Genomic DNA, 11,654 nt, shown 5'->3' with positions numbered 1-11,654 from the left:
GGACCCATCTGACCGAGTGCTCACGGGTGGACGCGACCGTGCCGTGAGTCACGGCGGGGGTGCGGGGCCGGCCGTCAGGGCCGGGTCGCGAACTCGACGGCGTCCCGGAACACACGGTCGAGACTCGCGGTGTCGGACCGGGCCGAGTCGAACGACATGTAGGTGACCGTTACGCGCACATCCCCGAGCTGGGCGATGCGCGTGGCCATCGACTGCGTCATGCCGCCCGATCCCCTGCCGGAATCGACCGTGCGGCTCAGGGCCAGGGTCTCGGCGCCGTCGACGGGCGCGGCGGGATCGTCGTCCAGGACGGTCGCGACGGTCGAGGTGACTCCCCGCACGGTCGCGTCCACCCGTGAGCACTCGGTCAGATGGGTCCGGTACTCGCTCAGGGAGGGGGCGGACCGGGCGACCTCGACGCTGATCGTCGCGCGACTCGCGTTGTCGGTACCCACCACCATGGCTGTGGTGCCCGGACCGTAATCCTGGGTGGGTGGCAGACATCCGCCCGGATCGACCTTCGAACCGGGCTGGATCCCGGTCAGGTCCGGTGCCGCCTGTGCCACCGCTTCCGGCGGAAGGACCACCGCGAGGTACGGCGCGGGGAATCGTTCCGGTGGCAGCACCAGCTCGCCCGGGGCGCGGACGGTCCCCGGCGCGGGTGCCGTCCCTGTCAGGGCTGCCGGTTCCGGACCGGGATCGCCGGCGACGGTCTCGGAACAGGCCGGTACGAACACCAGGCACGCGGCCAGCACCACGGTCCGGGCGACCGCTGCGCGGCGCCTCGGACGAACTTCGCGTCGGGTCACCCGAACCTCCCTCGGTCGTCGACGTCGGGCAGGGTGTGCGCCCCGGAATCGGTCGTCGTGGCGTCAATTAGACTCGAACACCACCATGCCACGTCGGGTGACCCCGGCGGAGAGCCGAGACGAAGTGTGATCGGAGTGGTTCGCAGATGGACGAGCAGTCCCGCATGTACGAGCTGGAGTTCCCGGCTCCGCAGCTCACGTCATCGGACGGTGAGGGGCCGGTGCTCGTGCACGGCCTCGAAGGGTTCGCCGATGCCGGACACGCGGTGCGTCTGGCGACCACCCACCTGCGCGAGAATCTGGAGACCGAACTCGTCGCGTCGTTCGCCGTCGACGAACTGATCGACTACCGGTCGCGGCGCCCGCTCATGACCTTCAAGGCCGATCACTTCTCCGACTACGCGGAACCCGAGCTGAACCTGTACGCGCTCATCGACGAGGCAGGCACCCCGTTCCTGCTGCTGGCGGGTGCCGAACCCGACCTGAGGTGGGAACGCTTCATCACTGCGGTCCGGTTGCTCGCGGAGCAGTTCGGGGTGCGGCGGACCATCGGGCTCAACGCGATCCCGATGGCGATCCCCCACACGCGGCCGCTGGCGGTCACCGCGCATTCGACGAACAAGGATCTCATCGCCGGGCACCACCGCTGGTCGGGCGAACTGCAGGTGCCCGCCGGGGTGTCGTCCCTGCTCGAATACCGGATGGGTCAGCACGGGCACGAGTCCGTGGGGTTCTCGGTACACGTGCCGCATTACCTGGCGCAGACGGACTATCCCGCGGCTGCCGAGACGCTGCTGACGAATGTCGCCGAGGTCGGGGGTCTCGAACTGCCGGTGCAAGCGCTCGGTGAGGCCGCCGCGCGGGTGCGCGAGCAGATCGACGAGCACATCGAGGACAACGCCGAGGTCCTCGGGGTGGTGCACGCGCTCGAGCGGCAGTACGACAGCTATGTGGCCGCACAGGAGCAGCAGACCTCTCCCCTGCCGACCGACGAGAGTCTGCCGACGGGTGAGGAGATCGGAGCGGAGTTCGAGCGGTTCCTCGCCGAATACGATCGGCGCGGCGCCGATGCCGGTGACGATCTCCCCGATCTGCGTGACGTGGAGGGCGACGGCGGGGCGGATGAGCCCGATTCGGACGACGGAGACGATTCCGCGACGCGTTGACCCCACGACGGGTCCGCCGGATGTTTCATGATCGTCACAATCGTCGTTGTCGACGTCACATACAGGCGGTACGCTTCGGCGACATGCCACAGTGGTAGTTGTGTCCGGTATCGGCGACAGCCCGGACAACCCGGCTACCACCACGCGATCACCGACGTCGCAGGAGACGCTCATGGTTCCACCGCGCGCCCGGACACTTCGCCCGGTTCCGGACAACGAACCCCGCATGGTGTTCCGCACGATCCACGGTTACCGACGCGCGTTCCGCATGGCCGGAGGCGGTCCTGCCCTGTTGCTCGTGCACGGTATCGGTGACGACTCGTCGACCTGGCAGGACGTCATTCCACACCTGGCGGAGAAGTACACCGTGATCGCCCCCGATCTGCTCGGGCACGGCCGCTCCGACAAGCCGCGCGCCGACTACTCGGTGGCCGCCTACGCGAACGGCATGCGCGACCTGCTGTCGGTCCTGGGGATCGAGTCCGTCACGGTGATCGGCCACTCCCTCGGTGGTGGGGTGGCGATGCAGTTCGCCTACCAGTTCCCCCACATGGTCGACCGCCTGGTGCTCGTCGCGTCGGGCGGTGTCACCAAGGATGTTCATCCCGCCCTGCGCCTGATCTCGGTGCCGATCGTCAGCGAAGCGCTGAGGGTCCTGCGACTGCCGGGGGCGATGCCGATCCTGCGGGCGGCCGGCGCCGTGCTGAACCGGATCAATGCGTCGCCGCTGCGGCCGGGCGCGATGCTGCACGACACCTCGGATCTGGTGCGTGTACTGGGGAACCTTCCGGATCCCACGGCCTCCGAGGCGTATCTGCGCACGCTGCGTGCCGTGGTCGACTGGCGCGGTCAGGTGGTCACGATGCTCGACCGCTGCTACCTGACGGAGAACCTTCCCGTCCAGCTCATCTGGGGCGACCACGACGGCGTCATCCCGATCGCCCACGCCTATCTCGCCCATTCGGCCATGCCCGGCTCCCGTCTCGAGATCTTCCGGGGCGCCGGTCATTTCCCGTTCCGCGACGATCCGCTCCGCTTCCTGCGGGTGGTCGAGAGCTTCATGGAGAGCACCTCCCCCCTCGAGTTCGATCTGGACCGCTGGCGCAGGCTGCTCGTGTCGGGCGTGAGCGAATCGCAGATCACCGGTGGCCCGGAGACCCGGATGGCGGTGCTGGGCGCGATGGGTTCGGACGAGCGCAGCGCCACGTGACCGGCCCCGCACGGCCCACGCAGGCGAGTCCCGCGCTTCCGACTAGCCTGGAGAAGTGCTGCTTCCGGATCTGATACCCGACCCCGTCGACGACGACGCGTTGTTCGACGCGTTCACCACCTGGACGACCGATCGGGGCATCACACTCTATCCGGCGCAGGAGGAAGCGCTCATGGAACTGGTCGCCGGATCCAACGTCATCCTCGCCACGCCGACCGGCTCCGGGAAGTCGATGGTCGCGCTCGGTGCGCATTTCTTCGCCATGGCGACGGGCAAGCGCACCTTCTACACCGCCCCGATCAAGGCCCTCGTGAGCGAGAAGTTCTTCGCCCTGTGCGACGTCTTCGGTGCCGACAAGGTCGGCATGATGACCGGCGACGCGTCGGTGAACTCCGGAGCCCCGATCATCTGCGCGACGGCCGAGATCGTTGCGAATCTCGCGCTGCGCGAAGGACCGGATTCCGACATCGGCCAGGTCGTGATGGACGAGTTCCACTTCTACTCCGAACCCGATCGCGGCTGGGCATGGCAGGTTCCGCTCATCGAGTTGCCGCACGCGCAGTTCCTGCTCATGTCGGCGACGCTCGGCGACGTGACGTTCCTGCAGAAGGATCTGACCCGGCGCACCGGACGGCCCACGGTCGAGGTCTCGGGCTCCGAACGTCCGGTGCCGTTGACGTTCTCGTATTCGCAGGCGCCCATCGGTGAGGCCATCGAGGAACTCGTGACGACGCATCAGGCGCCCGTCTACGTCGTGCACTTCACCCAGGCCGCAGCTCTCGAGCGCGCCCAGGCACTGACCAGCGTGAACATGTGCACCAAGGCCGAGAAGGAGGCGATCGCCGCGGCACTGGGCGACTTCCGGTTCTCGACCGGTTTCGGCAAGACCCTCTCGCGTCTCGTCCGGCACGGCATCGGCGTGCACCACGCGGGCATGCTGCCGAAGTACCGGCGCCTGATCGAGAAGCTCGCACAGGACGGGCTGCTCAAGGTCATCTGCGGCACCGACACGCTCGGCGTCGGCATCAACGTGCCGATCCGCACCGTGCTGCTCACCGGTCTGACGAAGTTCGACGGCACCCGCACCCGGCAGCTCAAGGCACGCGAGTTCCACCAGATCGCCGGCCGCGCCGGTCGCGCGGGGTACGATACGATGGGCACGGTCGTCGTGCAGGCACCCGAGCACGAGATCGAGAACGTGCGGGCGCTCGCGAAGGCCGGGGACGATCCGAAGAAGCGACGGAAGGTGCAGCGCAAGAAGGCGCCCGAGGGGTTCGTCTCGTGGGGTGAGGGCACTTTCGACAAGCTGATCGCGGCGTCGCCCGAGCCCCTGCAGTCGCGGTTCTCGGTGAGCAACTCGCTGCTCCTCAACGTCATTGCGCGCCCGGGCAACTGCTTCGACGCGATGCGTCATCTGCTCGAGGACAACCACGAACCGCGTCCGGCGCAGCGCAAGCACATCCTCAAGGCGATCTCGCTGTACCGGGGGTTGCTGCAGGCCGGTGTCGTCCAGCAGCTCGACCAGCCGGACGAGTTCGGGCGCAGGGCCCGGCTCACCGTCGATCTGCAACGCGACTTCGCCCTCAACCAGCCGCTGTCGCCGTTCGCCCTGGCAGCCATCGAACTGCTCGACGTCGACTCCCCCACCTACGCCCTCGACGTGGTGTCGGTGATCGAATCGACGCTCGACGATCCGCGTCAGATCCTCATGGCGCAACAGCACGCCGCTCGGGGTGAAGCGGTCGGGCAGATGAAGGCCGACGGCATCGAATACGACGAGCGCATGGAACTGCTCGAGGAGATCACCTGGCCCAAGCCGCTGGTGGAGCTGCTCGAGCCGGCCTTCGAGACCTACCGGGGCGGACATCCCTGGGTCGCGGAGTTCCCACTGTCCCCGAAGTCGGTGGTGCGCGACATGATCGAGCGCAGCATGACCTTCACCGAACTGGTCTCGCACTACGGTCTGGCCCGCTCCGAGGGGCTGGTCCTGCGCTATCTCGCCGACGCCTACCGCGCCCTGCGGCAGACGGTGCCCGACTCCGCGCGGACGGAAGACCTCGAGGACATCATCGAATGGCTCGGCGAACTCATCCGCCAGGTCGACTCGTCGCTGCTCGACGAGTGGGAATCGCTCACCCATCCCGGCGTGGAAGGCGACGAGCAACAGATCGCGTTCGGTGCCGACTCGCCTCGCCCGTTGTCGGCGAACACCCGCGCGTTCAAGGTCATGGTCCGCAACGCGATGTTCAAACGGGTCGAGCTGGCGTCGCGCCGGCGTTGGGACGATCTCGCGGCGCTCGGCGACGGTCTCGAAGCCGAGGACTGGGAGGATCTGCTCGAGCTGTATTTCGAGGAGTACGACGAGATCGGCACCGGTCCCGACGCCCGCGGGCCGTTGCTGTTCACCGTGGAGATGGGCCCCGAGCTGTGGCGGGTGCGCCAGACCCTGCACGATCCGCAGGGTGATCACGGCTGGGCGCTGATCGGCGAGGTGAATCTCACCGAGTCCGATGCCGCCGGTGAAGTGGTGTTCGACGAGTTCGAGATCGTCGAGGGCTGATTCGCCGCCGGGTGCCCGTCCGGGGAGCGGTAGCCTGACTCGGTGAGCGAACCGACCGTGGAACCCTTCCGCTTGGCCTACGTCCCGGGTGTCACCCCCGCGAAGTGGGTGCGGGTGTGGAGCGAGCGGATGCCGGACGTACCGATCGAGCTGGTCCCCGTCGAGCCGACGGCCGGCGCGGATCCGCTGCGCGAGGACGTCGCCGACATTGCGTTGCTGCGCCTGCCGCTGCAGCGGGACGGCCTGTCGGTCATCCCGCTCTACACCGAGGTTTCCGTCGTGGTGGTCCCCAAGGAGCACGTGTTCGCGGCGGTCGACGAGGTGTCGGTGGCCGACCTCGCCGAGGAGACGGTGCTGCATCCGCTCGACGACGTCCTGGACTGGGCGGCGCTGCCCGGCGAGGAGGCCTTCGAGCGGCCCGCGACGACCGAGGACGCGATCTCCCATGTCGCCTCCGAGGTGGGTGTGCTGGTGACACCCCAGTCGCTCGCCCGCCTGCACCACCGGCGCGACCTCACCTATCGCCCGGTCGTCGACGCACCGGCATCGCAGGTGGGACTCGTCTGGATCACCGACCGGACGACCGACCTCGTCGACGAGTTCGTGGGGATCGTCCGGGGACGCACGGCCAACAGTTCCCGGGGCCGCCGCAGCGATTCCGAGACGGAGTCCGGGTCCGGCGGCACCTCACGTCGCGGCGAACGCACGGGCTCGACCCCGAAGCGGCGCGCACCGGAGCCCACGACGTCCCGCCGCGCGGGGGCGTCCGCACGGAAGCGCCCCGGGAAACCCCGGCGCGGGCGCCGTTAGCGGCACGCCGATCGCGGCCTGTCAGGGGACGGGGCGGCAGACCGACGGGACGCACCCGCGGATGGTCTCGGCGAGGATGCGGTAGTCCACTCCGCGCGGTGACGACGAGCGGAACACGAGACCGATCCGCCGTCCGGGTGCCGGGTCGGCGAAGTGCGCGACCTCGAGATCTCCCCGGGCGGTTTCGACGGCAACTGCGGAGGCCGGAACGAGGGTGATGCCCAATCGTCCTGCGACGCAGCGCACTGCGGTGGACAGGGAGGTCGCACGGGTGTCACCGAGCGCAGGTCGCGCGTCGACGGACCGGCACAGGTCGAGTGTCTGGTCGCGCAGGCAGTGGCCTTCGTCGAGCAGCAACAGTTGCGCGTCGTCGAGTGCGGAGACGGACAGGTCGGTGCGTCCGGCGAGTTCGTGTCCGGTCGGCAGGACGAGGACGAAATCTTCGTCGTAGAGCGGAACTTCGATCACCCCCGGGACGTCGGCGGGCAGGGCGAGGACGGCCACGTCGAGGGTTCCGGCGCGCAATGCGTCGAGGAGCCGCGCGGTCTGGTCCTCGACGACCTGCAACGACAGGGTCGGCATCGCTGCGTCGAGTGCAGGCAGGATCTCGGGCAGCACGTACGGCGCGACGGTGGGGATCAATCCCACGCGCAGCGGACCCGAGAGCCCGTCGGACACTCCCGCCGCCGCGTCGACGAAGCCGTCGGCGGCGTCGAGCACCATCTCGGCGTAGGGAAGCAGACGTGCCCCCGCCGGCGTCACGAGCACACGGCGGGTGCTGCGCTCGATGAGCTGGACGCCGAGGCCGTTCTCGAGAGCTGCCAGACCTTGGGAGAGGGTGGGTTGGCTGACCTCGAGTCGCGCCGCGGCCGTGCCGAAGTGCCGGTAGGTGGCCACCGCCACGAAGGCACGCAGCTGCGACAGGGTGGGCTGGTAACTCTGATCGGTCACGCCTATCAGTGTAGAGCGACCTATCGTGTTTACCTTTTGCAACTGTCGGAACTCACTGCGTCGACGTGGCGCCCGCAGCCCTGCCCGCCGCCAGGTCGGCCTCGCCGAGCACGACCTCGATCTCGCCACCGAACTCCACACCCGGAGCGAGCGGCAGCCGATCCCCGCTCCAGAACCGGCCGGGGTCGTACCAGTTGCTCCCCCGATGCCGTTGCTGCAGCAGACCCATCTCCTCCAGCGTCAACCCGACCACCTCGGCGCAGTACGCGCTCTCGAGCCCGCCCGACGGGACGGATGCCCTGCGTCGACGCGGGAGCCGGCCGGAGAACCAGCGCCCGGTGAGTTTCGTCGTCGACGGGAACGGTGTGCCGTCGAGCCGCGCGACGGTGCGCAGCAACTGGTCCTCCTGATCCGGCGTGACGGCCACCGAGATCTGCCGCAACCAGCCGCGCTGGCCGTAGCGCGCACCCCATACCTGCACCGCGCTGCGGAGGTCGTGCAACTGCACGCCCCGCTGATGCCGCCCCGTCCACATGTCCGGGAGGCTGCGCCCGAGTTCGGCATGCCACATCAACGGCGGCAGATCGTCGAGCGCGACCGTCATCCCCACATGGTTCACGGGCGCATTGGTCAGCGTCTGGATCGCGCGGTCCGCCGGTGTGGCGCCACGGAAGATCCACAGGTCGCCCGTGCGCGTCGCCGCCACGGCCTCGTCGAGCGTGAGACGCGAACGCGCACCGGCGGGCCGGGCTGCCGACGAAGTGTCCATGCCGCCAGCCTGCCATGCCCGGCGGCCGCTAGGGTCGTCCGCATGGCGCTGCGCGGTGGCAAGTGGTGGAAGCTCGTCGGACTCGCCGGACTGGTGGGTGTGGCGGCGACGGGCGCCGTCGCCGCCCGCAACGAGCGACAGCGGCGGAACTACAGCCCCGACGAGGTGCGCTCGGTGCTGCACGAGCGCTACGCGCGATCGCTCGCCGCCCGCGACGGCAGCGCCGAACTCCCCCTCGCCGAGGTTCCCCTCGGGCCGAAGGACCGGGTCAGCCGAGTGCTGCGGCGATTCCGTCGGCGAGATCGGCGATCTGCTCGTCGGTCATGACGAACGACGGCGAGATCTGCATCGCGCCCTGACCGGCGGCGCGTCCCGAGATCCCGTGCCGGCGCAGCGTCGTGACGAAGCCGAGCGCCTCGGCCGGGTCGGCGAGCTGCACGGCCGCCACCGCGCCGACACCGCTGCGCACCTCGGCCACCCGCGGATGCTCCGCCAGCGGTGCGAGCTTCTCGTGCAGTGTTCGCTCGATCCGCGCCGCTTCGGCGAGCAGATCCTCGCGCTCGATGATGTCGAGATTGGCGAGGGCGGCAGCCGCGGCAGCGGCGTGTCCGCCGTAGGTGTACCCGTGGCGCCACCACACGCCGCCGGCGAAGAACGGTTCGGCGACCCGCGGAGCGACGAACAACGCTCCCATCGGCAGATAGCCGGAGGTGAGCCCCTTGGCGGTGGTGATCATGTCGGGACTCAGGTCGAATCGCGACGACGCGAACCACGAACCGCCGATCCGCCCGAAGCCGGTGACCACTTCGTCGACGACGAACAGGATGTCGTGGTCGCGGCAGATGTCGCGGACCTCGGCGAGATAACCGTCCGGCGGCAGGTACACCCCGCCCGCACCGATGACGGGTTCGCAGAAGAAGGCCGCGATCGAATCGGCGCCGACCGAATCGACGAGCTCGAGCAGCGCCTTGGCGTCGTCCCACGCGACCTGCGCTGTGTCCTCCCACAGGCGCCCGTAGCCCTCGCCGTTGACCGGGATGCCGGCGAGCGAGGTGCCACCGACGTGCATGCCGTGGTACGCCTTCTCGCGCGAGACCAGCAGCCGCTTGCCGGGCTTGCCGACCTCCTGCCAGTACCGGCGCGCGAGTTTGGCCGCCGAGTCGACCGAGTCGGATCCACCGGAGGTGAAGAAGATCTTGCTGCCCGGGACCGGGGCGATCGCCGCGAGCCGCTCGGCGAGTTCGACGGCGGGCTCGGACGTCAGATCGCCGAAATTCGAGTAGTGGGCGAGCTCGGCGACCTGTGCGGCGATCGCGTCTCCGATTTCGGTGCGGCCGTGACCGACGTTGGTGAACCACAGTCCGGCGGTGGCATCGAGATAGCGGGTTCCGGCGTCGTCCCAGATGTACGCACCTTCCCCGCGCGTGACGACGAATGCGCCGTCCCGTTCGATCGCGCCCATATCGGCGAATCCGTGCCACAACGCACCCACGACCCACTCCCCTCTACGACGATCACGACACAGGTCATCGTATGCGGAGGAAACAACCCTGGCGCCCGGGACCCGCACCCGTCACGCTGATGGCGTGACCGAGTTCCGCTTCTCCGTCAACATCTTCGAGATCGGGTCGCCCCCTGTGTTCGCTCGCCGGTGCCGCGCCGTCGAGGACGCCGGCTACGACGCGGTGTACGCGGCCGACCATCTCGGTGTCCCTGCCCCGTTCCCCGTCCTGGTCGCCGCCGCCGCGGCCACCGAACGTCTGCGGGTCGGGACGCTGGTGCTCAACGCCGGGTTCTGGAATCCGGCACTGCTCGCCCGCGAGATCGCGACCACCGATGCGCTCACCGGCGGCCGGCTCGAGGTCGGCCTGGGTGCGGGACACATGAAATGGGAATTCGAGGCCACCGGGATCGACTGGGAACGGTTCGACGAACGCGCCGACCGCCTCGAGACCACCGTGCTGGAGCTGCAGCGATCGTTCGCCGAACCCGGTTTCGCCGAGCAGGCCGCGCTGCGCGAGGCGTTCGGTCTCCCGGTGCTCCGGCCGGTGCAGCGTCGCGGATTCGGCGGGCACGGCCCGCCCCTGATCATCGGGGGCACCGGGGACCGGGTCCTCCGGATCGCCGCGGCCCACGCCGACATCGTGAGTGTCGCGGGCGCCGTCCAGCTACCGGGGCGGTCACCGGGAACGTTCCGGATCGGCACCGCGGCGGAAGCGGACGACCGTGTCGCGTTCGCGCGAGGACGGGCAGGAGGCCGGGCCGGCGACATCGAATGGCACACCCTGCTCCAGGCGGTCGTGGAGACGGACGACCGGACGGGCACCGCCGTTGCCCTCGCCGAACAGTGGGAGGGGACCGTCGAGGCCGACGACCTTCTCGACTCGCCGTTCGTGCTGTTCGGCTCGGTCGACGAGATGGCCGAGCACATCCTGCGCAGCCGGGAACGCTTCGGGTTCACCCATTTCACGGTCCACGCGCCGTACCGGGAGATCTTCGCCCGGGTGCTCGGCCGGGTGCGTGCCCTCTCGGGCTGAGGGCCGGGACCTCCCGGACCGGCCCCGAGCGGGTCGTTTCGCTAGGCTGTGTGATCAGCATGTCCATCTCTCCCGCCCCGAATCGTCGCGAACTGCGCGCCGCCCTGTCCGAGGTCTCCCTCCGCGACGAGAACCGGCTTCGTCGCCGGCTCGCCCGGGCCCGGGACGGCGAGGCGTTGACCAAGATCGCCGCCGAGATCGACAACGCCCGTACCCGGCTCGCCTCCCGCGCGGCTTCGGTCCCGGTGATCCGTTACCCCGAGGACCTGCCCGTCTCGCAGCGCAAGGACGACATCGCCGCCGCGATCCGCGACCACCAGGTCGTCGTGGTCGCCGGCGAGACCGGATCGGGTAAGACGACACAGATCCCGAAGATCTGCCTCGAACTCGGGCGCGGTGTGCGCGGTCTGATCGGCCATACCCAGCCACGCCGGATCGCCGCGCGCGCGGTCGCCGAGCGACTTGCCGAGGAACTCGACACCGAACTCGGCGACACCGTCGGCTACACCGTTCGGTTCAACGATCAGGTCACCGACTCGACACTCGTCAAGCTCATGACCGACGGCATCCTGCTCGCCGAGATCCAGCGCGACCGGCTGTTGCGGCAGTACGACACCCTCATCATCGACGAGGCGCACGAGCGCAGCCTCAACATCGATTTTCTGCTCGGCTACCTCGCACAGCTGCTTCCGCGTCGCCCCGACCTGAAGGTGATCATCACCTCGGCGACGATCGACCCCGAACGTTTCGCGCAGCACTTCGCCGGCTCGAACGGCACGCCCGCCCCCATCGTCGAAGTCTCCGGGCGCACCTACCCCGTCGAGGTGCGCTATCGCCCACTG

The 11,654-nt window shown here is 69.2% G+C and carries 11 protein-coding genes; 7 read left to right on the top strand and 4 right to left on the bottom strand.

The features are described 5' to 3' along the window. Positions 1–74: 74 nt before the first annotated feature. Positions 75–755: a DUF5642 family protein gene (locus A8G18_RS19590; protein ID WP_084421980.1), complete on the bottom strand. Its 681-nt coding sequence runs from the start codon at positions 753–755 to the stop codon at positions 75–77. Positions 756–955: 200 nt separating this feature from the next. Between A8G18_RS19590 and A8G18_RS19585 the strand changes: the two genes are divergently transcribed. The 4 genes from A8G18_RS19585 (at position 956) to A8G18_RS19570 (ending at position 6,555) form a co-directional block, all read left to right on the top strand. After that, positions 956–1,975 (top strand): proteasome assembly chaperone family protein, encoded by a 1,020-nt coding sequence (locus A8G18_RS19585; RefSeq protein ID WP_064065189.1) that lies wholly within the window; start codon positions 956–958, stop codon positions 1,973–1,975. Positions 1,976–2,147: 172 nt separating this feature from the next. Beyond that, the gene (locus A8G18_RS19580) at positions 2,148–3,185 is read left to right on the top strand and encodes an alpha/beta fold hydrolase (RefSeq protein ID WP_064065191.1); all 1,038 of its coding nucleotides are present in this window, start codon (positions 2,148–2,150) and stop codon (positions 3,183–3,185) included. Between the two features lie 55 nt (positions 3,186–3,240). After that, a complete protein-coding gene (locus A8G18_RS19575; protein ID WP_064065188.1) occupies positions 3,241–5,745 on the top strand; it encodes a DEAD/DEAH box helicase in 2,505 nt (834 codons plus the stop codon). A 42-nt stretch (positions 5,746–5,787) separates the two neighbouring features. Continuing rightward, the gene (locus A8G18_RS19570; protein ID WP_064065187.1) at positions 5,788–6,555 is read left to right on the top strand and encodes a LysR substrate-binding domain-containing protein; all 768 of its coding nucleotides are present in this window, start codon (positions 5,788–5,790) and stop codon (positions 6,553–6,555) included. 21 nt (positions 6,556–6,576) lie between these two features. On the opposite strand, the gene A8G18_RS19565 is transcribed toward A8G18_RS19570, so the two are convergent. Beyond that, positions 6,577–7,506, bottom strand: coding sequence for a hydrogen peroxide-inducible genes activator (locus A8G18_RS19565; protein WP_064065186.1), 930 nt, complete (start codon positions 7,504–7,506; stop codon positions 6,577–6,579). A 52-nt stretch (positions 7,507–7,558) separates the two neighbouring features. After that, positions 7,559–8,275, bottom strand: coding sequence for a hypothetical protein (locus A8G18_RS19560; RefSeq protein ID WP_064065185.1), 717 nt, complete (start codon positions 8,273–8,275; stop codon positions 7,559–7,561). Positions 8,276–8,317: 42 nt separating this feature from the next. Between A8G18_RS19560 and A8G18_RS19555 the strand changes: the two genes are divergently transcribed. Next, a complete protein-coding gene (locus A8G18_RS19555; RefSeq protein ID WP_016935532.1) occupies positions 8,318–8,602 on the top strand; it encodes a hypothetical protein in 285 nt (94 codons plus the stop codon). Here A8G18_RS19555 and A8G18_RS19550 read toward each other — a convergent pair. After that, the gene (locus tag A8G18_RS19550) at positions 8,544–9,737 is read right to left on the bottom strand and encodes an aminotransferase family protein (protein ID WP_064065190.1); all 1,194 of its coding nucleotides are present in this window, start codon (positions 9,735–9,737) and stop codon (positions 8,544–8,546) included. The genes A8G18_RS19555 and A8G18_RS19550 overlap by 59 nt on opposite strands. Positions 9,738–9,861: 124 nt before the next feature. Between A8G18_RS19550 and A8G18_RS19545 the strand changes: the two genes are divergently transcribed. Both A8G18_RS19545 and A8G18_RS19540 read left to right on the top strand, forming a co-directional pair. Then, positions 9,862–10,812 carry a TIGR03621 family F420-dependent LLM class oxidoreductase gene (locus A8G18_RS19545; protein ID WP_064065184.1) on the top strand — a complete coding sequence of 317 codons (951 nt, stop codon included), beginning with the start codon at positions 9,862–9,864 and terminating at the stop codon, positions 10,810–10,812. Between the two features lie 59 nt (positions 10,813–10,871). Further along, on the top strand, positions 10,872–11,654 hold a 783-nt coding region (locus A8G18_RS19540; RefSeq protein ID WP_157100861.1), incomplete at its 3' end, for a DEAD/DEAH box helicase.

This window comes from Rhodococcus gordoniae, from assembly GCF_001646655.1.
Classification (GTDB): Bacteria; Actinomycetota; Actinomycetes; order Mycobacteriales; family Mycobacteriaceae; genus Rhodococcus; species Rhodococcus gordoniae.
This window is presented reverse-complemented; position numbering and strand designations above follow the sequence as displayed.